The sequence below is a fragment of the Gordonia sp. G4 genome, assembly GCF_057770005.1.
This window is the reverse complement of the sequence record NZ_CM173442.1, coordinates 4,825,672-4,849,380: the sequence shown is the minus strand read 5'-3', so window position 1 is coordinate 4,849,380 and position 23,709 is coordinate 4,825,672. Positions and strand designations below refer to the sequence as shown.

Annotated in this window: 18 protein-coding genes; 14 read left to right on the top strand and 4 right to left on the bottom strand. The window is 67.2% G+C overall.

The annotated features are described in order from the left end of the window. Window positions 1-196 precede the first annotated feature (196 nt). Both AC3B5T_RS21885 and AC3B5T_RS21880 read right to left on the bottom strand, forming a co-directional pair. A complete protein-coding gene (locus AC3B5T_RS21885) occupies window positions 197-1,585 on the bottom strand; it encodes an IS1380 family transposase (RefSeq protein ID WP_488357906.1) in 1,389 nt (462 codons plus the stop codon). 439 nt (window positions 1,586-2,024) lie between these two features. Next, complete coding sequence (locus AC3B5T_RS21880) at window positions 2,025-3,413, bottom strand: IS256 family transposase (protein ID WP_488357905.1); 1,389 nt, start codon at window positions 3,411-3,413, stop codon at window positions 2,025-2,027. Between the two features lie 132 nt (window positions 3,414-3,545). On the opposite strand from AC3B5T_RS21880, the gene AC3B5T_RS21875 reads away from it, so the two are divergent. From AC3B5T_RS21875 to AC3B5T_RS21860, 4 genes are all read left to right on the top strand, one after another. After that, window positions 3,546-4,595, top strand: a complete 1,050-nt coding sequence (locus tag AC3B5T_RS21875; RefSeq protein ID WP_488357904.1) for an IS110 family RNA-guided transposase — start codon at window positions 3,546-3,548, stop codon at window positions 4,593-4,595. 124 nt (window positions 4,596-4,719) lie between these two features. Then, window positions 4,720-5,634 (top strand): ABC transporter substrate-binding protein, encoded by a 915-nt coding sequence (locus AC3B5T_RS21870; protein WP_051129789.1) that lies wholly within the window; start codon window positions 4,720-4,722, stop codon window positions 5,632-5,634. Between the two features lies 1 nt (window position 5,635). Further along, window positions 5,636-6,595: an amino acid ABC transporter permease gene (locus AC3B5T_RS21865; protein WP_010842422.1), complete on the top strand. Its 960-nt coding sequence runs from the start codon at window positions 5,636-5,638 to the stop codon at window positions 6,593-6,595. Then, window positions 6,592-7,401: an amino acid ABC transporter ATP-binding protein gene (locus AC3B5T_RS21860; protein WP_442902700.1), complete on the top strand. Its 810-nt coding sequence runs from the start codon at window positions 6,592-6,594 to the stop codon at window positions 7,399-7,401. The genes AC3B5T_RS21865 and AC3B5T_RS21860 overlap by 4 nt, the downstream gene beginning before the upstream one ends. Window positions 7,402-7,407: 6 nt before the next feature. Here the strand turns inward: AC3B5T_RS21860 and AC3B5T_RS21855 are convergent, their stop codons facing one another. Further along, a complete protein-coding gene (locus tag AC3B5T_RS21855) occupies window positions 7,408-8,271 on the bottom strand; it encodes a class I SAM-dependent methyltransferase (RefSeq protein WP_055475866.1) in 864 nt (287 codons plus the stop codon). Between the two features lie 17 nt (window positions 8,272-8,288). On the opposite strand from AC3B5T_RS21855, the gene AC3B5T_RS21850 reads away from it, so the two are divergent. Then, window positions 8,289-11,315 carry a BTAD domain-containing putative transcriptional regulator gene (locus tag AC3B5T_RS21850; RefSeq protein WP_055475865.1) on the top strand — a complete coding sequence of 1,009 codons (3,027 nt, stop codon included), beginning with the start codon at window positions 8,289-8,291 and terminating at the stop codon, window positions 11,313-11,315. Here AC3B5T_RS21850 and AC3B5T_RS21845 read toward each other — a convergent pair. Further along, window positions 11,281-12,378: a class I SAM-dependent methyltransferase gene (locus AC3B5T_RS21845; RefSeq protein WP_055475864.1), complete on the bottom strand. Its 1,098-nt coding sequence runs from the start codon at window positions 12,376-12,378 to the stop codon at window positions 11,281-11,283. The two genes, AC3B5T_RS21850 and AC3B5T_RS21845, sit on opposite strands and share 35 nt — an antisense overlap. A gap of 488 nt (window positions 12,379-12,866) precedes the next feature. On the opposite strand from AC3B5T_RS21845, the gene AC3B5T_RS21840 reads away from it, so the two are divergent. Genes AC3B5T_RS21840 through AC3B5T_RS21800 form a run of 9 tightly spaced genes read left to right on the top strand, consistent with a single transcriptional unit; the run spans window position 12,867 to window position 23,690 of the window. Next, window positions 12,867-13,748 carry a glycosyltransferase family 2 protein gene (locus AC3B5T_RS21840; protein ID WP_425307025.1) on the top strand — a complete coding sequence of 294 codons (882 nt, stop codon included), beginning with the start codon at window positions 12,867-12,869 and terminating at the stop codon, window positions 13,746-13,748. Further along, window positions 13,738-15,078 (top strand): lipopolysaccharide biosynthesis protein, encoded by a 1,341-nt coding sequence (locus AC3B5T_RS21835; protein WP_055475863.1) that lies wholly within the window; start codon window positions 13,738-13,740, stop codon window positions 15,076-15,078. The genes AC3B5T_RS21840 and AC3B5T_RS21835 overlap by 11 nt, the downstream gene beginning before the upstream one ends. Further along, window positions 15,075-16,760, top strand: a complete 1,686-nt coding sequence (locus tag AC3B5T_RS21830; protein WP_055475862.1) for a glycosyltransferase family 2 protein — start codon at window positions 15,075-15,077, stop codon at window positions 16,758-16,760. Before AC3B5T_RS21835 ends, AC3B5T_RS21830 begins: the two co-directional genes overlap by 4 nt. After that, window positions 16,757-18,505 (top strand): hypothetical protein, encoded by a 1,749-nt coding sequence (locus AC3B5T_RS21825; protein WP_055475861.1) that lies wholly within the window; start codon window positions 16,757-16,759, stop codon window positions 18,503-18,505. Before AC3B5T_RS21830 ends, AC3B5T_RS21825 begins: the two co-directional genes overlap by 4 nt. Next, window positions 18,502-19,785 carry a hypothetical protein gene (locus tag AC3B5T_RS21820; RefSeq protein ID WP_035717242.1) on the top strand — a complete coding sequence of 428 codons (1,284 nt, stop codon included), beginning with the start codon at window positions 18,502-18,504 and terminating at the stop codon, window positions 19,783-19,785. Before AC3B5T_RS21825 ends, AC3B5T_RS21820 begins: the two co-directional genes overlap by 4 nt. Beyond that, entirely contained in the window at window positions 19,782-20,963 is a 1,182-nt protein-coding gene (locus AC3B5T_RS21815) for a glycosyltransferase family 4 protein (protein WP_055475860.1), read from the top strand. The genes AC3B5T_RS21820 and AC3B5T_RS21815 overlap by 4 nt, the downstream gene beginning before the upstream one ends. After that, complete coding sequence (locus tag AC3B5T_RS21810; RefSeq protein ID WP_010842433.1) at window positions 20,963-21,724, top strand: alpha/beta hydrolase; 762 nt, start codon at window positions 20,963-20,965, stop codon at window positions 21,722-21,724. The genes AC3B5T_RS21815 and AC3B5T_RS21810 overlap by 1 nt, the downstream gene beginning before the upstream one ends. Then, the gene (locus AC3B5T_RS21805; RefSeq protein WP_231632707.1) at window positions 21,697-22,905 is read left to right on the top strand and encodes a glycosyltransferase; all 1,209 of its coding nucleotides are present in this window, start codon (window positions 21,697-21,699) and stop codon (window positions 22,903-22,905) included. Before AC3B5T_RS21810 ends, AC3B5T_RS21805 begins: the two co-directional genes overlap by 28 nt. Then, window positions 22,902-23,690, top strand: a complete 789-nt coding sequence (locus AC3B5T_RS21800; protein ID WP_010842435.1) for a glycoside hydrolase family 16 protein — start codon at window positions 22,902-22,904, stop codon at window positions 23,688-23,690. Before AC3B5T_RS21805 ends, AC3B5T_RS21800 begins: the two co-directional genes overlap by 4 nt. Window positions 23,691-23,709 lie beyond the last annotated feature (19 nt).

Genomic DNA, 23,709 nt, shown 5'->3' with positions numbered 1-23,709 from the left:
CCCTCTGCTGCGTGAGGTGCGAGCGGAGGCGTGACCCTTTGCTCCCTGAGCCTGAATCCGTGGATGAGGTTCTGGTCGGGTGAGGTCGCGGTGTTTGAGTGTCTGATTGTGTTGTGGGCGTGTGGTATTCGCTGATCTTGTGTCAGCTTTTTCACTGGGGTTCCTGGTCGTGGGTGGGCATGTGAGGGTTGAGGGGTCAGGTGGTGTTCACCGCGGCCCACAGGGCGGTGAAGGCGTGTTGGGTTGGCCAGTGGCGGGGTAGGTGCAGGACGGGTGTTCGTGCTGGTCGGGCCAGTCTGGCGGGTATCGCGATCAGGGTGCGGCGCAGCGTCGCCCCGCGGGCGGCGCGGAGTCTGGGGGTGGCGGTGAGTGCGGCGAGGGTGCGCATCAGGTTGTGGCTGATGGCGGTCAACGCCAGCCAGGCGGCGTTGGCGCCGAACATCCCGGAGGGTAGGTGTGCCAGTGGTCCGTCGATGAGGTCGGCGAACACGGTTTCGATGATGGCGTGGCGGCGGTGGTTGATGTCGGCGGTGACGGTGTCGTCGGTGGTGTTGGTGAAAAACGAGTGGTATCGCCAGGCGGGCATCAGGGTGTCGGTGTTGGCGGGGTGGTGGGCTTTGACCCGGCGCACGATGAGTCGGGCGGTGACCGGCTGTGATGACTGGGGTTGCACGGTGTGCAGGGTTTCGGCGACTTCGGCCTCGGAGATCAGTTCGCCGGTGTCGGGGTCGGTGACCGCGCCGGGGTAGTGCACCGGGGTCCAGGCGTCGTCTCCGATCGCGGTGATGGCGCGGGTGATCGCGGTGTTGGTGCGCAGGACCAGCGAGAACGTCGCTGCGAGGCGTTGGCAGGTGCGCATCACCGCGGCGGTGCCATAAGCGGAGTCGCCGCGTACGGTGATCTCCCCGCTTGCCCCACACTGCCGTGCAGTAGTGAGGGTTTCAGCGATCATCTTCGCGGCCCCGCTACCGGAGGCGCAGCGGCCGGCGCGCAGCCAGGTGTTGGCAATCACCGGTGGATGATCGGGTGCGGACAGAGTGGTGATCAGCGGGGACAGACCTTTGCGCAGGAGTTCACGTCCAGCGATCTTGGCGTGCCCGTAGGAGGCTCCGGCCTTGTGGTAGCCGTAGACCGGGCGCAGTAGCGAGTCGATGTCGACAAACACCCGGGACCCGTCGGTGGGTAACAACCCTGCCCGCGCGCACATCGCTGGTAGTGCCCGGGTCATCACCGCGTTGAGTTGTCGGGCATGGCCGGGGGTGAACTCACGCAGGGTTTGTCCGATCGTGGCTGGGGCGTACACGTGGTCGAACAGGCGGGTGTGCCCACCACTGCGAACCATCCCGAGGTCGTCGATGCTGTCAGCACCGCAACAGAATCCGGCGATCACGGTCAACAGTTTCGCCTCGAGGTTGGCCCCGGCCGAGGCGACCTGGGTGGTGCCGAGATCGACCCGGTCGTCCAGCAGAGACGCCAACCCGGTCGACTCGGCCACCGCCATGACCGGTACCAGCCCGGCGTGCGACACCAGGTTGTCGTCGTCGAAGACAGCGGATGTGGCGGTGAACTTGTGCGATACTTTCACTGAAAGTGCCTTCTGAGCTGGAATGTTTTGTGTCTCAACACCACCAATCATTCCAGCTCAGAGGGCATTTTCGCGTTATCGACACCCCGCACCTATCCACGGATCCAGGCTGAGGTGCGAGCGGAGGCGTGACCCTTTGCTCCCTGAGGTGCGAGCGGAGGCGTGACCCTTTGCTCCCTGAGGTGCGAGCGGAGCCGTGACCCTTTGCTCCCTTCAGTGTCAGGGTTGTGGAGCCACGTGAGTGGTGATTGGGTTTCGTCCACCAGGTGTTTGGCTCTCTTGCTCCCTGCCACCCCTGCGGGGTTGGTGATGCCTCATCGTGCCGACATCTGGTGTGACGGACCGGCCGGCGTGACTTGATAGGAGCGTGGCAGCGGAGCTTGTCAAGATGTCTGTGTAAGAACGTGACTCCTGGGTTTCGTGTGGTTGTTGTTGGGGTCTAGTTGAGGTGGGGTTCGATGCGGTCGGGGTAGGCCAGGGCGAGTTGCCCGAGGGCTTGTTTCCAGTTCGTCACGACTTGGCCCTCGACGAGGCGTCCGGGGGCTTTGCGGGTGGCGGCAGGCTTGCCGCGTTCCTTTTCGCGTTGCCTGGCGCGTTTGTCCTCGATGTCGCAGATGGCCAGCCACAGCAGTTTGCGGACTGCGACGTCGTTGGGGAAGTGTCCCCGGTTCTTGATCACCTTGCGGAGCTGGTAGTTCAGCGATTCGATCGAGTTGGTGGTGTAGATGACTTTGCGGAGCTCGGGTGGGAACGCCAGGAACGGTATGAACCGGTCCCAGGATCGATCGAAAGCCATTGCCGCACTGGGATATTTGACTCCCAACTCTGAATCGCGGAACGCTTCCCATTCGCGGCGGGCGGTCTCGGCGTCGGGGGCGGTGTAGATCGGTTTGATCGCCCGCGCCACGTCTTTGCGGTCTTTGTAGTTCACGAACCGCATCGAGTTGCGGATCAGATGCACCACGCAGGTCTGCACGGTGGCCAGTGGCCAGGTCGCCTCGATCGCTTCGGGGAATCCGGTCAGCCCGTCGCAGCACACGATGAGCACATCCTTGACGCCGCGGTTGGCCAGATTCGCACACACCCCGGCCCAGAACTTCGCGCCTTCCTCGGCCTGAATCCAGATGCCCAGCACATGCTTGACGCCGGTCATGTCGACGCCAATAGCGATGTGGGCGTGTTTGTTTCGGACGTGAGCGCCGTCTTTGACTTTCACCACCAGGGCGTCGAGGTAGATGACGGGGTACAACGCTTCCAGCGGCCGGTTCTGCCATTCGTCGACCGCGTCGAGGACCTCGTCGCAGATCTTGGAGATCGTTTCATGCGACAGATCGGTGCCGATCGTCGAGGCCAGATGATGCTGGATGTCGCGTAACGTCATGCCGCCGGCATAGAGCGAGATGATGATGTCATCGAGCCCGCCGAGCCGGCGGGAGCCCTTGGGCACCAGACGTGGGGTGAAGGTGCCGGCACGGTCACGAGGAACGTTCAGATCGACCGGCCCGGCCTCGGACTGCACCGTTTTCGGGCTCGACCCGTTGCGGGAATTGGGCAGTTCCCGACCGGCCGGATCGCCTTTCTCATAGCCGAGGTGATCGGTCAGCTCGGCCTTCAGGCCGCGTTCGAGGGCGAGTTTGATCAGACCCGGGATCAGGCCGCCGTCGCCGGTGATCTGAACCTGTCCGGTATCGATCTGGGCCAGCAACTCATCGACCATGCCCGAGGCCTGCAGCGCCTCGGCTACCTCCGCAGTCGAGCGCGGCTCGGCCAGCTCAGCCAACCGCTGGTCGTCGTCTCCCTGCTGCTCGTCGTCTAACGCCATGCTCATAGATTGTCCTCTCACTGATGAGCACCGGACTTACACAGACCATCTGACACGCCCTGGCAGCGCCCCTCCACTGAAGTATGTCCACCGACCGGCCCGACTGTCCGCCCACCCTGTGACAGGAAGGCAAGCTCCATGATCGTCATCGGTGCTGATGTTCACAAGCGCTCCCACACCTTTGTCGCCGTCGATGACGTCGGCCGCAAACTCGGATCCACGGTCGTACCCACAACGACCGCCGGTCATCACACAGCACTGCGCTGGGCCCACGATAAGTTCGGTCACGAACTGCTCTGGGCCATCGAAGACTGCCGCAACATGTCCGCCCGCCTCGAACGCGACCTACTCGGCGCAAAGCAGAAAGTCGTGCGGGTCACCCCGCGGTTGATGGCCGAACACCGCCGCACCGGGCGTGAACGCGGTAAGTCCGATCCCATCGACGCGTTGGCCGTGGCGCGGGCCGCCGCCCGGGAACCTGATCTGCCGGTGGCCTCCCACGATGACGTGTCGTATGAGGCCAAAGCGCTGGTGGACTATCGGGAAACCCTTGTGCGGGAACGCACGTCGAAGACCAACCGGGTGTTGTGGCGGGTGCATCAACTCGACCCCGAATACCACATTCCTCGCGGCGGGTTGACGCTGAACAAACACCAGAACAACCTCGCGGCGTGGCTGATCGACCGCCCCGGGATCGATGCCCGACTGGCCCGCCACGAGGTCGCCGCGATCATCGCGTTGACCGCCGAGATCAAGCAGGTCACCCGCGAGATCACCACCCTGGCGCGCGACGCAGTGCCGACGTTGATGACGATGCCCGGTTGCGCGGAACTGACCGCGGCGAAACTACTCGGCGAATCCGCCGGCATCACCCGCTTCGGCACCGAGGCGCATTTCGCCCGGCACGCCGGAGTCGCACCCGTGCCGGTGTGGTCAGCCAACCCCGGCCGCCACCGCCTCACCCGCTCAGGGAACAGACAACTCAACGCCGCCCTGCACCGCATCGCTTTGACCCAAGCCCGCATGCCCGAGTCCCTCGGCCACACCTACTACCAACGCAAACGCGACGAAGGCAAAACCAAACGCGAAGCCATGCGCTGCCTCAAACGACGCCTGGCCCGCGTCGTCTACAACAACCTCACCCTCGACCACCACAACCGCACAACCCCACAACAAGACGCCGCTTGACATAGGAGCTATGAGGTGCGAGGAGCGCAAGCGACGAGCCTCGAAGGGCCGGAACACGCGTGAATCGCGGGTGGCGAGCCGGGGTGCAGGAGGCGAACTACAGTGAGTTGGTGCGCTCGGCCGGATGGAGGGAAGTGGTGTGACGCGGGTTGCTCGCTGGCTCGGCGTCCTGCTCGCCGTCCTGGTCGTCGTGACGGGTTGTGTGGACAACGAAGCCCGTGAACGCGCGAACCAGGTCGCCCCGATCGACGTCGACGTGGCGAAGGTGCCGGCGATCGCCGCCCTCGTCCCACCGGAGATCGCTCGCACCGGACGGCTGATCGTCGGGGTCAACATCCCGTACCAGCCGAACGAGTACAAGGACGCGTCCGGGAAGATCGTGGGCTACGACGTCGACCTGATGAACGCCGTCGGCAAGGTGCTCGGACTCGTACCCGAATACAAGGAGTCCCAGTTCGACACGATCATCCCGTCGATCCAGGCCGGCACCTACCAGGTCGGCATGTCCTCGTTCACCGACACCCTCGAACGCGAGAAGCAGGTCGACTTCGTGACCTACTACAGCGCCGGCGTGCAGTGGGCGCAGGCGACCGACAACGACGACGTCATCGATCCCGACAACGCGTGCGGTCTCCGGGTGGCGGTCCAGACCACCACGTACGAGGACACCGACGAGATCCCCGCGAAGAGCGAGGCCTGCGTCGCGGCCGGAAAGCCCGCGATCGACAAGGTCAGGTTCGACAGCCAGGACGAGGCGGTCAACGCGCTGATCCTGGGACGCGTGGCCGCGATGTCCGCCGACTCGCCGGTCACCGCCTATGCCATCAAGCGCACGGACGGCCGGCTGAAGCCGGCCGGTGGGATCTTCGATTCCGCCCCATACGGTTGGGCCATACGGAAGGGCTCGCCGCTCGCGGTCGCGATGCAGCGCGCAGTGCAATACCTCATCGACAACGGACAGTACGAACAGATCGCGGCCAATTGGGGTCTCGAGGAGGGGATGATCGATGTCTCCGTCATCAACGGGGCGGTGAGCTGAGGTGACGTCACCACAGGCCGGCCCCACCACATCGGCCGAACCGGAACCGATCAAGGCGGTCCCGCTCCGTCGTCCCGGGCAGTGGATCGCCGCCGTGATGATCATCGTGCTGGCTGCGCTGTTCATCTACGGTGCCGCCACCAACGAGGCCTACAGCTGGGGCACGTACGGCAACTATCTCTTCGACTCGCGCATCTTGTCGGGTGTCGGCTACACCCTGGCCCTGACCCTGCTGTCGATGGCGATCGCCATCGTGCTCGGTGTGCTCCTCGCGATCATGCGGCTGAGCCCGAATCCGGTGCTGCGCGGGACGTCGTGGGTGTACCTGTGGATCTTCCGCGGCACGCCCGTGTACGTGCAGCTCGTGTTCTGGGGCCTGTTCCCGGCGATCTACAAACAGATCGACCTCGGCATCCCGTTCGTGCACCAGTTCGTCTCCCTCGACATCCAGACCCTCAATGCGGCGTTCCTGTTCGCGGTGATCGGTCTGGGCCTCAACGAGGCCGCATACATGGCCGAGATCGTCCGGGCCGGTGTGTCTTCGGTCGGTGAGGGACAGACGGAGGCCTCGGTCGCGCTGGGTATGTCGTGGTCGCAGACGATGCGACGCACGGTCCTGCCGCAAGCCATGCGGGTCATCATCCCGCCCACCGGCAACGAACTGATCAGCATGCTCAAGACCACCAGCCTGGTGGCGGCGGTCCCGCTGACCCTCGACCTCTACGGACGCCAGCGTGACATCTCGGGCGTGATCTTCGAGCCGATCCCGTTGCTGCTCGTCGCCTCGACCTGGTACCTCGTCATCACGAGCGTCCTGATGGTGGGGCAGTACTACGTAGAGCGCTATTACGCCAAGGGAGCGACCCGCGCGCTGACCGCGCGACAACTCAAGACGATGGCCGACGGAGCGGCCACGGCCCCCGGCGGCGCCGCCGGCCCGGCAGGGGGAGAGAAGGCATGACCCAGCCAGAGCACACGGCCGCATCGGCAGCACCCGGTGGCTCGCCGCCGCCGATGGTCGTGGCCGACCGTGTCTGTAAGAGCTTCGGTTCGGTGCAGGTCCTCAAGGGGATCTCGCTGGAGGTCGCACGCGGTGAGGTGTTGTGTCTCATCGGGCCGTCGGGGTCGGGGAAGTCCACGTTCCTGCGATGTGTGAACCATCTGGAAGTCGTCAACGCGGGCCGGCTCTACGTCGACGGTGATCTCATCGGCTACCGCGAACGCAGCGGCAAACTCTACGAGATGAGCGCCAAGGACGCGGCCACCCAGCGACGCGACATCGGCATGGTGTTCCAGCATTTCAATCTGTTTCCGCATCGCACGGTGCTCGAGAACGTGATCGAAGCTCCGATGCAGGTGAAGAGACAATCGCGATCGGAAGCGGTCGACAAGGCACGCTATCTGCTGGACCGGGTGGGGCTGTCCACGCGGGCCGATGCCTACCCGGCGCAGTTGTCGGGGGGCCAGCAGCAGCGGGTCGCGATCGCCCGTGCGCTCGCGATGGACCCCAAGCTCATGCTCTTCGACGAACCGACTTCGGCCCTCGATCCCGAACTCGTCGGCGACGTCCTGAAGGTGATGCGCGAACTCGCAGCTTCGGGCATGACCATGATGGTCGTCACGCATGAGATGGGTTTCGCCCGGGAGGTCGCCGATCAGCTGGTCTTCATGGACGGCGGTGTCGTCGTCGAGCGGGGCGATCCCCGCGAAGTCCTCGCCGACCCGAAGGAACAGCGCACACGGGAGTTCCTGTCGAAGCTCCTGTGAGTGCCGCTAGGCGGCCTTGTGACTGCAGAAGATCGCGGTTCCCGGAAAGTAGCTGCCACGCAACGGACTCCACTGGCCCCATGTTCGGTCGAAACCGTCCGGCCACTCGGGTTCGATGATGTCGTCGAGGACGAAGCCGGCGGCACGGAGTTCACGGACACGGTCACCGATCGTGCGGTGGTGCTCGACATAGGTCAAGGCGCCGTCGGCATCGGTCTCGGTGTACGGCGTGCGGTTGAAGTAGGGGATCCGCACGGTCAGACCCTCCGGGCCCGGGTCGTCGAGGAACATCCACCGCATCGGGTGGTTGACGGCGAAAACCCAACGCGCGCCCGGCTTCAGGACTCGGGCGACCTCGCTCATCACGCCGGCGGAGTCGGCGACGAACGGTACCGCGCCGAACGCCGAGCAGGCGGCGTCGAACGACTCGGCCGCGAAGGGCAGGGTCTCGGCGGTGGCCTGCACGAGCGGTACCCGCACACCTTCGGCAGCCATCGCGTCGAGCCCGATGCCCAGCATCCGCCGCGAGAGGTCCACCCCTACCGCACGTGCGCCGTGCGCGGCCAGCCACCGGGCACAGGGCGCCGAACCGCAACCGATCTCGAGGATGTCGCGCCCGTCGATGTCGCCCAGGAGCCGGACATCGGATTCGCGGAGGCCTTCCGGGCACCAGACGAAGTCGCCGCCCGCGGCATGCGCGCCGAGAAAATCACCATGCTCGTCGTGGTAGTTCTCGGCGTCGTGATCCCACCACGACCGGCTGGCACGGTCGCTGGTCGCGGAGTCGACGTCGCCGAGAATTCTCGGGGGTCGGCTCGATCCGGGGCCGGTCGACGTCGTTTGTTCGGATTCCGCCTGGTTGGGGGACATCCTGCGATGATAAGGCCATGGTCTGTCTCGCTCTGCTGGGTCCGGTGGACACATCGGACGGCGCGGGCGTGCCTCGACCCCAGTTCGGGACCCCTCGTCTCCGGTGCCTGCTTGCCGCACTGGCGTTGCGTGCCAACGCGGTCGCCGACGTGGACTGGCTGACCGAGATCCTCTGGACGGATGTAGCTCCCGCCACCCCCGAGTCCGCACTGCACAACCTCGTCTTCCGGCTGCGGGCAACCCTGCGACAGCGTGAGGTCGATGACCGGCTGAGGGTCGTCACGACCTCACCCGGCTACACCCTCCAGGTGGATCGGGCCGACGTCGACACCCTGTTGTTCGACGACATGGTGACGCGCGCCTGCGCTGTCGTCGACACCGAGCCCCGACTGGCGGTCGATCTGCTCGACAGGGCCGAGACTCTGTGGCGTGGAAGGCCTTTCGGGGAGTTCGCCGACGCCTCCTGGGCGCGGGCGGAGGTCGGGGCACTGATCGAGCGGCGCGTGCTGGGAGTCGAGACCGCGGCCGACGCCCTGATCGCCCTCGGCCGCCCGGAGGATGCCTATGTGCGGTTGCTGCCGATCATCGACGAGCACCCCTATCGCGAGGGACTCCACCTGAGAGTCATGGATTCGTTGTGGCGGATGGACCGTGCGGCCGACGCGCTCGACGTGTACCAGCGGCTCCGTCGACGTCTCGCGGAGGACATCGGCACCGATCCGGCCGTGTCGGTCCGCGAGCTGCACGCCCGCATTCTCGACGGGGAGTCGTCATCGTGGACGCTCGGTGTCGCGACGGACCCGGACGCGCCGGACCCGGACAAACCGGCCCACGACCGGACGGTCACCGCCTCGGATGCGCGTGACGGTGCACCGCAGTCCGGATCGGCGTCCCTGATCGGACGCGAGGCACAATTGGCCGACTTGGCGGCAACCATCCGCGCCGGCGGGGTGGTCACTGTGGTCGGACCCGGAGGCGTCGGCAAGACGGCTCTCGTCCGTCGGCACGCACGGTCGGTGAGCGATCGTCCCGTCTGGTTCGCCGAGCTGGCGGCGATCGGGAGTCCCGACGGGGTCGCGCATGTCGTGGCGTCCGCGACGGGGTCGACGATGCGGCGCGACCTCCCGACCCTGGACGCACTCGCCGACGCCCTGAGCGGGCAGCAGGGTCTGCTCGTGCTCGACAATTGTGAGCACGTACTGGACGCCGTGGCCGAAGTCGTTGTCGCGCTACAGGATCGATGTCCGAACGTCACCGTGATCACGACCTCTCGGGCACCGCTCGGACTCGCGACCGAACAGATCATCGTTCTCGATCCGCTGCCCGTGCCCGACGTGGACGCGACCGCCGATGACATCGAGTCATCTGATGCGGTGCGGCTGTTCTGCATGCGCGCCCGTGCCCGGGACCCGCGGTTCGAGTTGAACCCGAACAGCGCGCCGGCGGTCGCCGAGATCTGCCGGCGACTCGACGGGCTGCCGCTCGGTGTCGAGCTCGCAGCGACCAAGGCCCGCGCGATCCCGCCGACCGAATTGGTCGACCGGTTGCACTGGCGTTTTCGAATCCTGCGGGCTCCACACGGAGTCGAGCCTCGGCACCGCAGTCTCCATGCGCTCGTCGACTGGTCCTACACGCTGCTGAGTGAACCGGCACGCGGTCTGTTCGACGTGCTCAGCGTCTTCCCCTCTCGGTTCGGCCTCGACGACGCGGAGTTCCTGGCGGAGGCCATCGGTGTGCTGGCCCGCGACGCCGTGGCCGACGCCGTGGCCGAACTGGTCGAGGCGTCCATGGTGTCCACCGACACGGGTGGCTACCTGATGCTGGAGACGTTGCGCGCGTACGGTACGGAGTCGCTGACCGGCCGCGACGCCCTCGGCGCCGCGCGATGTGCGCACACCGCGTGGGTGGCGGACTGGCTCGGGCCGTTGGGATGCGACGTCTACGGACGCGGGCACCTCGAGGCCGCGCGACTGGTGCACGACCGGCTCGACGACGTGCGGCAGGCGATCGACCACGCGGGCGTTCATGACCTCGACCTCGCCGACACGATGCTGCAAGGGTTGATTCCCTATCTCGAGCTGACCATGAGCCCGGAAGTCACTGGGTGGGCACGGGTCCTCGTCGACCGTCACGAACCCTCGTTGCTCGGTGCCGGCGTGTGGGCCGTGTCGGCCGGCGGCGCTCGATTCGACGGGGATCTGCCGGCCGCTCGGCATTGCACCAACCAGGGCCTCGCCGCCGACCCCGGCCCGGCCGTCCGGGTCTATCTCCACATGATGTTGGTCGACGTCGGACTCTTCCAGGGGGATCTCGACGCCGCGCTACGAGACGCGCGTACGTTTCGCGAACTCGCGCTGGTGGCCGACATGCCGGGCGCGGCGCACATGTCCGACATCAGCGCTCTGCTCATCCGCTCCTACCAGGGCGAGGACTCCTACCCGGCGGCCCGTGCCCTCGAGATCGCCTGCTCGACCGCGGGGGAGGACGTGGTCGCCGCATGGTGCCGATACGTCTCGGGCGAGTGCTTGCTCGACACGGATCCCGTCCGGGCACGGCAACTTCTCGACGGCGCCATCGGATCGGCGCGCCGTCACGGCGATCGGTATCTGCTCGGGGTGGCGATGGCGTCTCGGGCGTCGATCGTGGCGCGGTCCGGCGATACCGAGCGCGCCGCTCTGCTCTACGTCGACGTACTCGAGCACTGGCGACAGACCGGGAACTGGACCAATCAGTGGGTGACCCTGCGTTCGGTGGTCGATGTCTTGGTGGAGCTCGGACGGAGTGAACCGGCCGCGCTGCTGCTCGGCGCCATTCGGCGCGCGAGCCGGGTGGCCGGGTCCGATCCGTTCGGGAGTGATGTCGAACGACTCCGCTCGGCCGAGAACCGCATCCGTGACGCGGTGGGTGACACGACGGCGGACGATCTCGTGGCCACCGGTGCGGCGGTGACACCCTCGGATGCTGTCGACGTGGCCCTGACCGCGTTGGCCACCGGGCGCGCCGACCAGCTCAGGTGGTCAGCTCGTAGAAGCGGAAGAAGCTGAAGTCCTCGATGGGGAGGACTTCCACGCCGGCGAACCCCGCATCGTCGGCGTACTGCCGCAGGGTCGACGACCGGAACACGGTGCCGGTGGCTGCCGACGGAGGCGAACTCATCGAATCGGGTAGACAGACGAACAGCGAGAACCCGTACATGATCTTGTCCAGATCGTCTGCGGGGCCGGTGAATTCGTCGGACACCGCCTCATCCATGACGATCAGCGAGGCGCCGGGTGCCAGCGAGCGACGGACCGCGGCGAGCACCTCGACCGGCCGGGGCATGTCGTGTAGGCACTCGAAAGCGAAGGCGGCGTCGAACGGACCGTGTGCCGCCGCCCCGTCACCATCGGCGACAAGGAAGGTCACACGCTCGGAGACCCCCGCGGTTGCGGCGTTGGCACGGGCCATCCGGACCGACGCCTCGTCGACGTCGAGTCCGATGAAGGTCGCCTCCGGGTAGGCCCGGGCGAGAGCGATGGTCGAGTGGCCCGCTCCGAACCCGACGTCGGCGACACGGGCACCGGGGCGCGACAGCCGCTCGTGGAGGTGTTCGACGCCGGCGAGCGCAGGAGCGAGTCGGGCGTCGAACCACGGCCGATTGAGGTCGGCCTGGGACTCGCGCGCGTCGGCGCCCAGGGTCTCCCAGCTGACGCCTCCGCCGTGCCGGTAGGCGTCGAGCAGCTCCGGCAGATGACGTGCCGCCGCCGCGAACATGCGCGGGAGTGCTCCGAGATACGACAGGCTCGAGGTGTCGGTGAGCACCTCCGCGACGCCCGGCGAGATCGCGAAGGTGGGTGGCCGGTTCGTCAGGTCGGCGTCGAGGATGCCGAAGGCGCACTGCATCTCGAGCCACTCGCGGGCGTAGCGCGCGTTGGTCTGGGTGCGTTCGGCGAGCCCGTCGGCGGTGAGGGGGCCGGATTCGGACAGGCATCGGTACCACCCGAGCCGGTCCCCGAGATAGACGCTCAAGGTCTCGGCGGTGGCAAGGGCCGAACCGAAGAGTCGTTCGGCGAACTCGTCGGCGCCCGGTGCTGATGAGTCGGTGGCGGGTGTCGTTGTTTCGGTCATGACCCGATGATGGCGGCAGCACCTCTCACGTCGCTCTCACGGCGATCGCGAAACCGCGTCGCCGGTGCTCTCGGAAATCAGCTCCGACCGGGAAACATTCCCTGAAGGTATGGAAGAAATGATTTCGCGGCCATCCATATCGGCGGGCGGAAAGGGGTCGATTCGCGATGCCTTGTCGGTGACTGGTTCGCACCGCGCATCCAAACGGATTGGTGCGCAACGTTAAACGGTTCCGTGATTTAACTCACTGGGCGGAAATGCGTTGTTCACACTGTCGCGATTGCGCGCTTAGGGGTTCTGTGCCAGATTGGATTCAGCGATGCACGGGGGGAAACCATTCCGGGGGGAAAGGTTCCGGCGTCGCCCAGCCCCGAGTTCGGGGGCTTCATGCGCAACTCACTGGTCCGACAGGCCGCCGCGGTTGCCGGCATGTCGGACCGACCATGTGTGAGCGCTTCGCTTCTGGTCGACCGGAAAAGGTTTTTGTCATGGGGGAGAATCAATTCGCTCCCGGGGGGAGTTCTGCTGTTCCCGGGATCTGGGACCATCTGGCGCCGGGAACCCCGCGCCCGAAGGTCTCGGTGATAGTGCCTGCGATGAACGAGGCGAGGAACCTGCCGCATGTCGCGGCGCGGATGCCACCGGACGTCGACGAGATCGTCGTCGTCGACGGGCATTCGGTCGACGACACGGTGGCGGTGGGTCGTGCCCTGTGGCCCGACGGCATACACGTCACCCAATCCCGCAAGGGCAAGGGCAATGCGCTGGCCTGCGGTTTCGCGGCCTCGTCCGGCGAGATCATCGTGATGATCGACGCCGACGGAAGTACTGACCCGCAGGAGATCTCGCGGTACGTCTCGACGCTCGTGGACGGTGCGGACTACGCGAAGGGCTCACGGTTCGTGGCCGGCGGCGGCAGCGCGGACATCACCAAGGTTCGCCGCGTGGGGAACTGGGGACTCAATCTGATTGTGAACACCCTCTTTTCGTGTCGGTTCACCGATCTGTGCTACGGCTACAACGCGTTCTGGCGGCAGTGTCTGGGCGTCATGCAACTGCCGTCCACGGCTGAGCCCGATCCGCAGTGGGGCGACGGTTTCGAGATCGAGACACTCATCAACGTCCGTATCGCGGTGAGCGGTCTTCGGGTCGCCGAGGTGCACAGCTTCGAGGCGAACAGGATCCACGGAGAGAGCAACCTCAACGCGGTTCGCGACGGACTCCGGGTGCTGCGGACGATCCGTCAGGAATTCACCCATCAGCGCAGGTCGGCCCGGTCGGTGGGCCCGGTCCGGAACCTGCCGCCGGTGCCAGCCGCGCCGGAACCGCGCGGCGACTCGGGCTGGGCGAGATCCCGCAATGTCAGCTGACCTCGACGCCGGGCATCCATCGACCTCACGGTACGGCGCTCAGCGAGTGCAACGCGAAGCGATTGCGGTCGCCATCGGTTCGGCGATCAATGCTGTTCTCGGGGTTGCCTTCTGGGCGTTCTCGGCGCGGTTCGTGGCACCGGACGAGCTCGGTGTGATGACGGCCGTCCTGTCGGTCATCACTGCGGTCGGATCGGTCATCGCCGCGGGTGTCGGCGACGCCTACACCGCGATCCTGCCCGCCGTCGGTCGCGACCGCCCAGCCGTGTTCCGGCGTGGCCTCCGCCTGACGACTGTGCTGTCGACCGTCGCCGGAATCGTCAGCGGCCTGGTGGTCATCACCTCGCTGTCCGAGGTGCGCGGCGACTACGCGGTTGCCGCCGTCGTCGTCGTCGGGATCATCGCTTGGTCGGCATACGGATTGCAGAGCGCCACGCTGATCGCCATCGGGCGGGCGAACTGGACACCGCCGTCGAACATCGCGCACGGCGTCGCCAAGATCGTGGTGCTGCCGGTGCTCTGTGCGACCATCGCGTGGCAGAGCGTGCCCCTCGCGGTGGTGATCGCCTCTGCGGGAATGGTGGTGGTGCTGCGGCCGTCGATCAGGCGGCTGATCGACACCGGTGACGGGCTACCCACGAGCGGAACCATCTCCGCGGGACAGGCGATGGTCGAGTTCCATCGCGTGGTCAGCCGTACGACCGCGTTGTCCGGGCTCAACCTGGGCGTTCTCGCCCTCACTCCATTTCTCGTGACACTCTTCGCCGGTCCCGAAGACGGTGCGCGATTCGCCCTCGTCTTCGCGATCGTGTCCACCCTCGACTTCATCGGTGCGTCGATGGCGGTGTCGCTGGCGGTTCATGCGTCCGCGGAGCCCGCCTCGGCCGGCGCGATGGCCAAGAGGCTCATGGCCCGTGCGGGTGTCGTGACCGTGCTCGGATCGGTCGGCGCCGCAGCAGTCGTTCCCACCGCGCTCCATGTGCTCAACCCGGCCTACGACAGGGGCACGACTCTTGCCGTGGTCGTGGTGCTGTGCGCGGGCTCGATCATCCGGTTGCCCTATCTGATGTGGGCGGCGCTGCGGCAGTCGGAGCGGCGTCTTCGGGCGCCGTTGGTACTCAGCGGCGCCACCGCGATCCTGCTGTTCGCGATGATGCCGGCGTGCTGCGCGGCGTTGGGAGCCGTCGGTGCGGCGTGGGTCGTTCTCGCGCATCAGGCAGTACTCACCGCGGGAGCGGGGATCGTGTTCGGGCGCAGGTACTTCGGTGATAGTGCCCGTGGTCGCGAAGTGTTGTCCCGCGGCTCGTCTCGGAAGAAGGAGAAGCGATGAGAGACACCGAGACGTCCACTGGACCGGCGACGCTCACACCGGTCAGACAGATCGTGGGCGCGGGTCCGGTGTGGTCGGGAGCCGTCTGGGTGGGGCAGGTCGAGGACGGGGACATCCCGCCCGGGCGGATCGAGGTCGTCGGCGGCTCCGGCTTCTCCGAAGCACGGTTTCTCGTCAGACGGGACGGTCAACCTCTCGGCTTCGTCCAGGTCCCGATCGTCGACGGTACGGTCGACGGGTCGATTCTGCGCACACGCGCCCGTGAACTGCCCGGTCTCGTGTCGCAACCGCGTCGGGAGACCTCACCCGCGGTGTCGGTGGTGATCTGCACCAGGGACCGCCCGGACCATCTCGCGCGGCTGTTGGCGAGCCTCGTCGAACTCGACTACCCGGAGTTCGAGATCCTGGTGGTCGACAACAACCCGGCGAGCGGTGTCACCCGGCCCGTCGTCGAAGCGGCTTCCGGCCTTCCGGTGCGGGTCGTCGACGCGGTCGGGCAGGGATTGTCGATCGCCCGCAATGTCGGTGTCCGCCATGCTATCCACGACATCGTCGCCTTCACCGATGACGACGTGGTCATCGACGCGCAGTGGCTCGATCGCCTCGTGATCGGCTTCGAACGGGACTATCGCGTGGCCTGCGTCTGCGGGATGGTGCCGTCGGTGGAAGTGCTGACGCCGACGCAGGCCTGGTTCGACCATCGGGTCGGTTGGGCCCGGCGGTGGGAACCGGCGCTCTACGGGCTCGACGACCACGCGGCGGACGACGACCTGTTCCCGCTTCGCGTGTCGGAGTTCGGGACGGGCGCCAACTTCGCTGTGCGCAAGGCGGCGGTCACTGCACTCGGCGGGTTCGACGAGGCGCTCGGCGCCGGGTCGCCCGCCGGGAGCGGTGAGGACATGGACATCTTCGTGCGGATCCTTCTGTCGGGCCGGCTCCTCGCGAGGGAGCCCGGTGCGATCGTCTGGCACAGCCATCGGGAGACCGTCGCCGAACTCGACAAGCAGATGCACGACTACGGAGTCGGGTTGAGCGCCCTGCTCGTCAAGATGCTGGTGCATCCCCGCACCACGGGCATGGTCGCCAAACGACTCGTCGTCGGTGTGCGCCATCTGGGAGCAGTCACCGACGTCGAGCATTCCGCGGCGCTCGCGGCGGAGCCCGAGCTGGCCACGGTACGCCGGCGGGAGCTGACCGGCGTCGTTCGTGGTCCGTGGAGGTTGCTGCGAGGCAGACTCGCCGGGCGTAGCGGCACTCCGCTGCGCAACCGTGCGCGCGGGGTCGCCGGGCTCTTCGACTTTCGTCGCGAGCAGATGTGGGGGGACCGGGGCAACACGATCCTGGCGGGCCGCCTGGCAGGCACCGCCGTCTGGTGCGGGGCGATCGGCATGCTGGCGGCGGCCGGGGTGCTGCCGGGCGCGCTGCAGGCGCTGGCGGTGGCAGTGTTCGTCCTGGCCGGGCCCGGTTCACTCGCGGTGTCGTTCTCGGCATACCTGCCGGGTTCGGCGCGTTGGGTGCTGGTCCCGACGCTCGGTTCGGCCATCTGCACCTTCTCGGTGACAGGTCTGCTGATGGCCGGGTTCTGGGATCCATCGGCGCTGTTGGCGGGCCTCGGCGCGCTCACGAGCGTGGGAGGACTGCTGCGTGGCAGGTACCTCGCGTCCCGGGCGGTGCGGCGATGACGGCCACCCCGACCATCGAGCCCATCACCACCGCACGCGAATCGGCAGCCACGGGTTCGACAGCGGCGGGGTCGGCGGCACGGGTCCGCCCGCCGTGGCGCCGGGTGGCGACACCCTGGGTCGTGCTGGCGCTCTGCCTGGCGTGTTTCGTCCACGGCGTCCGGACGATCCCGACGTCGGCCTTCAACCAGTTCGGACTGCTCGCCGGGGCGTCGCCGACGTATGCGATCTCGATCGTGCTCGCCGCACTGGGTTTCGGTGTTGCGATACGACAGCGCAATTCGCCCGCGGCGGTGACGGCGATCGTCGCGATGGTCGTGTGTCAGCGGCTTCCGCGGGCGATCTCCACCGAGGAGCCGATGTATGCATGGACCTACAAACACCTGGGTGTTGTCGACCATGTCCAGCAGAGTCATTCGCTCGCGCACGGTGTCGACGTCTACAACGGCTGGCCCGGGCTCTTCGCACTGACCGCCTGGCTCAGCGATCTCACCGGCGTCGAGCCGATCGACATCGCGCACGGATTCACCCCGGTGTTCTGTCTCGCATTGGCCGCTCTGGTCTACGCCGCGGCGCGTGCCTGGCGATTGACGCGGGACCAGAGTCTGACGGCGACGTTCCTGGTGGTGTCGTTGAACTGGGTGGAACAGGACTATTTCGCTCCCCAGGCCTTCGCCATCCTCCTCACGGTCGGCATCCTCGTTCTCATCGGGCTGTCCCGGACCCGGCCCGCGGGGACCCTCGCCCTGGTGATCCTCTTCGCTGCTCTCGCCATCTCCCATCAGCTGACCCCGTACTGGGTCCTGGGAGCTGCCTGCCTACTCGTGCTGGGGCGACAACTCAAGCCCTGGTGGGTCGTCCTGCTGATGGCCGCGGCCCTCGCCGCGGTTCTCGCCTACAACTTCGACGTCGTATCGCAGTACACGCTGTTCTCCAGCGATGTCACGGGCAATGCGCGGACGAATGGTGCGGGACTCACCGGAATGGCCGGACAGGTCGTCGCGAGCTGGGTGATGCGACTTCTCACGGTGTCGATGTGGGGCGCCACCGCGACCGTCCTGCTGATCAGATGGCGACGTCGCCAGCCGGTCTGGGCGCTGGGAGTGCTGGCGCTGAGTCCCATCCTGATTCTCGGTGGCCAGAGCTACGGGGGCGAAGCGGTGTTCCGCGTGTTCCTCTACTCGCTGGTCGGTTGCGCATTCGTCCTGGCTCCGGCGCTGGTGGGTGGATTACGTTCTCGGCCGGCCATATCCGTGCCGGCGTTCGCGGTGTTCTTGTTGGTCACCGTGATGGCCGCACAGGCGTCCTCGGCCAACTGGTACACGAATCTGATCGGTGCCCCGCAGGTTGCGGCAAGCGAGGAGCTGCTGGAGGGCAACGTCTTTCCCGCCTACGTCACGCCGCTGGTGCCGACGTGGCCGGAGCGCAGCACCGGCGACTACGTGCGCTTCGCCGAGTTCACCGACACCTACGACCACTCGCTGATGTTCGTACCCGGAATGCGCGGCCGGAGTTTCGCGTCCGACACCGACTACCAGCAGTTCATGTCGGTCGTGACCGGACGGGACCGGCCGACGTATCTCGTGCTGTCCGAACCGATGCGGGCCTACGGCGCCTATTTCGGAATGTTCCCGGCCGACTCGGTCGCGAACCTACGCGCCCACGTGTCCACCGACCCGCGGTGGGAGGTCGTCGACGACCGTCCCGGCGCGTGGGTCTACCTGTACCAGGAGGCTTTGAGATGAGTAGAACCGTGACGAGCGATGCGGTGACGAGTGACACCGGGGCCGGCAGCAGCACCGGTCGGACGGACCCCCTCGCGTTGCAGAGGCGCGACCGGCCATGGGTCGGAACGGTGTTGAGCCTGCTGCTCGGCCCCATCGACCTGCCACCCCTCGAGGGTGTCCGGGCGGCGGTGGCCAGGGTGGCCGAGGAGAATCCCCATGCCCGCATCGGATGGGGACTCGACCGCGACGAGCTGCGCTGGATACCCGGAGCGCCGACCGAGGCCATGGTGACCGAGGGCGCGGCGTGGGACGACACCACGGGTATCGGTGAGGTCGTGGATGCGATGGTCGCGGACGCCGACCCGCACCTGCCGCTCCAGTTCGTCGTGTACCCGGGATATCTCGGGATGGTGGTCTGGCATGCGCTCGGCGACGGGCGGAGCAACGGCGCCCTCATCGAGGCCGTGGCCGGCGCGGCGTCCGGTGGCGGGTACAAGCCGGTGGCCTCGCACCCTTCGGGACGGGCACCGGTTCTCGCCGCCGCCTGGGCGACCTTCGGGCGAGACCCGAAACGGCTGCGCGCGGCCTTCACCGACCGGCCGGATCGTCCGGAGACGCCGGCGTCCGGTCTGACGGTGCCCTGGCGACCCTCACGGAAGACGTTGTACACCAGTATCGACGGTGCGGTCCGCGATGAGGCGTTGTCCGCCGCGCGGGAGGCGTCGGGCAAGGTCAGCAACTTCGCGGTCATGGCCTTCGCGGTCACCCGGGCGCTGCGTGAGGCCGGCATCGTCATCGCGCCGATCTCGAACGTCGTCGTCGACCTGCGAACCTACCTCGACGGGGACTGGATCAACGGCAACTTCCTCGGCTCGCTGCCGATCCGGATCGACGACCGCACCTCGATCTCGGATGTGTCGCAGTCGATCCGCTCGGGTCTGCGGACGGGCCGGCCCCTGGCCGGGGCGGTCCTGTCCTCCGTGCGTACCGGCGGACGACGGCACCGCACCGCGATCCCCGAGTCTGCCGACCGGGGCATGCCCGCGGTCGTCTCCTTCTCCGATGTCGGAATGCGCACCGACATCCCGTTCGCGCCCGGTGGCCGTCCGGTGTACGCGAGCAGTTCCGAACCCGATGGGCCCCACGGGGTGACGGTTGTCGGCCTGCACACCCGCGAGGCGAGTCTGCTGTCGGTCTCGTTCCACGACAACGTCGTCGACGCCGACCGCGTCGGCGCTGCGCTCGCCGCGCTGACACATGACTTCGGCGCGATCGTCGCGGGAGGGAGGGTGCGGTGATCAGGGTCCTGGCGGTCTCTCCGTCGCCCGACGTGACCGGCGCCGAGCAGAGCCTCCTCAACATCGCGGCGCACTTCGAGCAGTCCGCGATCCACATGACCCTCGCCGCTCCCGCAGGCGGGACTTTCGAGAAGCGCTGGCGCGAGACGGGTCTCGGGTTCCACGCGCTGGATGTTCCCGCCCGGCAGGGATTGCGGTCCGGTGATGGCCGCCGGTGGCATGGTCTGCGTGCGCTGTCGACCAGCGTGTGGCGAACGGTCCGGGCGACCGGCCGGCTGGTTCGCTCGGTCCGGGAGACCGAGGCCGACGTGATCCACTCGAATCTGCTGATGACGCACGTGGATTGCGTGATCGCGGGTTTGCTCACCGGGGCGAGGCCGGTGCTCGAACTCCACGAGATCGTCGCGCCGGGTCTCCCGCGCTGGATTCTGGGCGCGCTGATCCGCATGTCCGGTGCGACCATCGCCATCAGCGCCGCGTCACGGGACCAGGTGCCGACGTGGGCCCGAGCCGGAGTGGTCGTGGTCCCGCAGTGCGTCGACCCCCGCCGGTTCGACACCCGCCGAGAAGGGAACGGCGCGGCCGACACCCCGTGGCGGGCACGGCTCGCGGCACGCCCGAACGAACTGATCGTGGCCGCCGTCGGCCGCGTCGACCCCGAGAAGGGTCTGCACATCCTGGTCAGAGCGGTTGCGCGGTCCCGGGAGAAGGGACACCCGTTGCAGTTGGCCCTGGTGGGTTCGCCGGGGACCGACGATGGACGGTACCTGTCGGAGCTGACCGCACTGGGTGCGGAACTGCTCGGTGAGGCGGTGCGGGTCGTCCCGCACACCGACGACATCGCCGGCGTGCTGGGCGCGATCGACGTGCTCGCCTGTCCGTCCTACGCAGAACCGTTCGGCATGATCTTGCTGGAGGCCCAGTTGTGCGAGCTACCGGTGATCGCCTGCCGGTCGGGCGGGCCGGCGGAGTTCATCGAGGACGGGGAGACCGGGTTGCTGGTCGAACCGGGGGACGTCGACGATCTCGCCGCGGCACTCGTCCGGCTCGCCGAGGACGACCTCCTGCGGAAACAGCTGGCGCGTTCCGGTTCCGAGCGTGTGCGCGACGAGTACACCGCTCCGGTGCGTGCGAGTCGGGTCGGATCGCTGTACGAGTCAGTGGCGGGTGTGCAGTGATGCGCCGTGTCGGCCTCGTCATGATGCTGGCGGCAGTGCTCGCGTCGACGGGGTGCTCGACGGTCGACGACGGCGGCCTCACCCGTGACCGCGTGGTCGTGGACGGGGAGAACACTGTGGGCGTCGTCGACGCGGATGTGACCACACGAGGCGTCGTCGTCTACTTCCACGGGCTCGACGAAGACGAGTCGATCCTCGAGAAGGATGACCCGCACCGGTCTCTCGTGCGCGATCTCACGGACGCGGGCTACGCGGTCGTGGCCAGTCGTGCGGGCGGAAATGCATTCGGAAACAATGCGTCCCAGCTGAACTACGCCGAGTTGGCGACCTGGGCGGCCGACCGGTATCGCGTCTCCGACGTGTTCTTCCTCGCGGAGTCGATGGGAGCGATCGCCGCGATGAACCTGCTGGCGAAAGATCCGGACCTGCGGCCCCGAGGGCTCGCCGCGATCGGGCCCGCGCTGAATTTCGACCAGGCGCCTGCCGACTATCGGACGAGTATCGCGGACGCGAACCCCGATCCGGCTGCGGTCGATCCGATGCAACTGCCGGTGGAATCATTGAGCGGCAGCAACATCCGCTTCTACGTGAGCCCGTCGGACACCCTGGTCCCGACGTCGGCGAATGCCGATGCGTTCCGCGCGCGGTTCGGTGGCGTGGCGGACATCTCGATCGTCGAATGCACGGGACCGCACCTGGATCCGTCGTGCCTGCAAGGAGAGGATGTGGTGACGTGGTTCAACGGACTCACCCGTTGGTGATCGAGGAGGCCCCCGCACCCTCGGTACCGGACACCGGCATCGAGCGGGTGATGGTCGTGGGCTCCGGGCCGCACTTCGTGAGCGGGATCAGCTACTACACGCACGCTCTCAGCGAAGCGCTCGGTACGCGGTACGACACTTCGGTCGTCCTGATGCGACGCCTGCTGCCGACCCGGATGTACCCGGGCGCGGAACGGGTCGGCGAACCCATCGCCGACCTCGAGTATCCACGGGAGATGCACGTCTACGACGGGGTCGACTGGTTCTGGTTCCCGTCCATGTTCCGGGCCCTCTTGCTGTTGTGGCGGCGTCGCCCGCACGTGGTCACCTTCCAGTGGTGGACCGGGACCGTCGCGCACAGCTATCTGTTGCTCGCCGCGGTGGCACGGTGCCGCGGATCGCGAATCATCATGGAGATGCATGAGATACAGGACACCGGCGAGGCGGACATACCTCTCGTGCGTCGGTACACCCGCATCATGATGACGCTCCTGCTGCGACTCGTCGACGGCTTCGTCATCCACTCCGAGGCGGATCTGGTACCCCTGGCCACGACCTATCCGATCGGCTCGAAACCCGTCGAGGTCGTACGGCACGGGCCCTTCCGGCAGTATTCGTCGAGTTCCCGACCGACGCGGGTGGCGCCGGCGGACTGCACCAACCTGACCTACTTCGGCACCATCCGGCCCTACAAGGGGCTCGAGGATCTCATCTCTGCGTTCGAGACCCTCGAGAACCCGGAACGGTTCTGGCTGACGGTGATCGGGGAGACCTGGGAAGGGTGGGAGCTGCCCGCCCAGCGCATCGGCACGAGTCCGCTCTCCCATCGGATCACCTTCGTCAACCGCTACGTGACCGACGCCGAGGCGGCGAGCTGGCTCGCCGGCGCGGACGCCCTGGTCCTGCCGTACCGGAGATCGTCGGCCAGCGGCCCGTTGCACGTCGGCATGTCCCTCGGCCTCCCCGTGGCGATCACCGCCGTACCGTCCCTGACGGAGGCGGCGCGGGGTTACGACGGCTGCGTGTTCTTCCCGTCGGGGGACATCGGTGCCCTGCGCGATGCCCTCGTCACCGTCGCGACGATGCGCGACACGACCTTCGATGATCCCGCGTCCTGGCAGCATTCGGTGCAGGCGTACGGAGATCTCGTGGGCCGAATCGACGCACGGGCTCGCCGGTGAACCGCCACCGTCAACGGAGTCGCTCCGGAGGGCTGTCCCGTCGATACCTCTGGATCGCGTTGCCGCTCGCGGTCATCGCCGTCCTCGCCCTGGTCGGTGGTCATCAGCTCGGCGTCGGGTCGTCATCGGCGGATCCGGAACGGTGCACCGCCACCGCGGCGCAGCGTGGGGGATGGGGGAGTCCGTCGAAACTGGATTCCTTCGACACCGAGGCCTCGCTGGACAACTGGTGGATCTACGACGGTCCGGGTCACGCCGACAACGGCCGTCGGACGCCCGACGCGGTGGCCGTCTCGGACGGCAACCTGGTCATCACCGCCCGCCCGGACGGCAGCTCGGGCGGGATGGCCGTTCGCGGCGGGGGCAGCAGATTCGGGCGCTGGGAGATCTGCTCGCGGTCCTCGGTGGCCGCGCCGACGTGGCACGCGGTGGCGCTGCTATGGCCCGACACCAACGACTGGCCGGTCGGAGGCGAGATCGATTTCATGGAGATCATCGATCCGCTCCGCCGTTCGGTCGAATACAACCTGCACTACGGAGCGCAGGACGACATCGAACATCACCGGGTGGAGGTCGACGCCACGAGATGGCACGCGTGGGCGGTGGAATGGACCCCGCGCCGCATCGCGGTGTACCTCGACGGAGAGCTGTGGGCGCAGAGCACCGACGTCTCCCGTTTTCCGCCCCGCTCGATGCACCTCTGTCTGCAACTCGACAACTTCGGCGGGCCGACGGTGCCGGGTGGCGAGATGCTCGTCGACTGGGTGACCGAGTATTCCGTGTAGCGACCTCACGTCATAGCCG

Bases quoted from the DNA above. Each gene is read 5' to 3' on its own strand.
- AC3B5T_RS21880 (WP_488357905.1), bottom strand. From the start codon at position 3,413: ATGAGCATGGCGTTAGACGACGAGCAGCAGGGAGACGACGACCAGCGG.
- AC3B5T_RS21875 (WP_488357904.1), top strand. From the start codon at position 3,546: ATGATCGTCATCGGTGCTGATGTTCACAAGCGCTCCCACACCTTTGTC.
- AC3B5T_RS21870 (WP_051129789.1), top strand. From the start codon at position 4,720: ATGGAGGGAAGTGGTGTGACGCGGGTTGCTCGCTGGCTCGGCGTCCTG.
- AC3B5T_RS21860 (WP_442902700.1), top strand. From the start codon at position 6,592: ATGACCCAGCCAGAGCACACGGCCGCATCGGCAGCACCCGGTGGCTCG.
- AC3B5T_RS21855 (WP_055475866.1), bottom strand. From the start codon at position 8,271: ATGTCCCCCAACCAGGCGGAATCCGAACAAACGACGTCGACCGGCCCC.
- AC3B5T_RS21850 (WP_055475865.1), top strand. From the start codon at position 8,289: ATGGTCTGTCTCGCTCTGCTGGGTCCGGTGGACACATCGGACGGCGCG.
- AC3B5T_RS21845 (WP_055475864.1), bottom strand. From the start codon at position 12,378: ATGACCGAAACAACGACACCCGCCACCGACTCATCAGCACCGGGCGCC.
- AC3B5T_RS21840 (WP_425307025.1), top strand. From the start codon at position 12,867: ATGGGGGAGAATCAATTCGCTCCCGGGGGGAGTTCTGCTGTTCCCGGG.
- AC3B5T_RS21835 (WP_055475863.1), top strand. From the start codon at position 13,738: ATGTCAGCTGACCTCGACGCCGGGCATCCATCGACCTCACGGTACGGC.
- AC3B5T_RS21830 (WP_055475862.1), top strand. From the start codon at position 15,075: ATGAGAGACACCGAGACGTCCACTGGACCGGCGACGCTCACACCGGTC.
- AC3B5T_RS21825 (WP_055475861.1), top strand. From the start codon at position 16,757: ATGACGGCCACCCCGACCATCGAGCCCATCACCACCGCACGCGAATCG.
- AC3B5T_RS21820 (WP_035717242.1), top strand. From the start codon at position 18,502: ATGAGTAGAACCGTGACGAGCGATGCGGTGACGAGTGACACCGGGGCC.
- AC3B5T_RS21810 (WP_010842433.1), top strand. From the start codon at position 20,963: ATGCGCCGTGTCGGCCTCGTCATGATGCTGGCGGCAGTGCTCGCGTCG.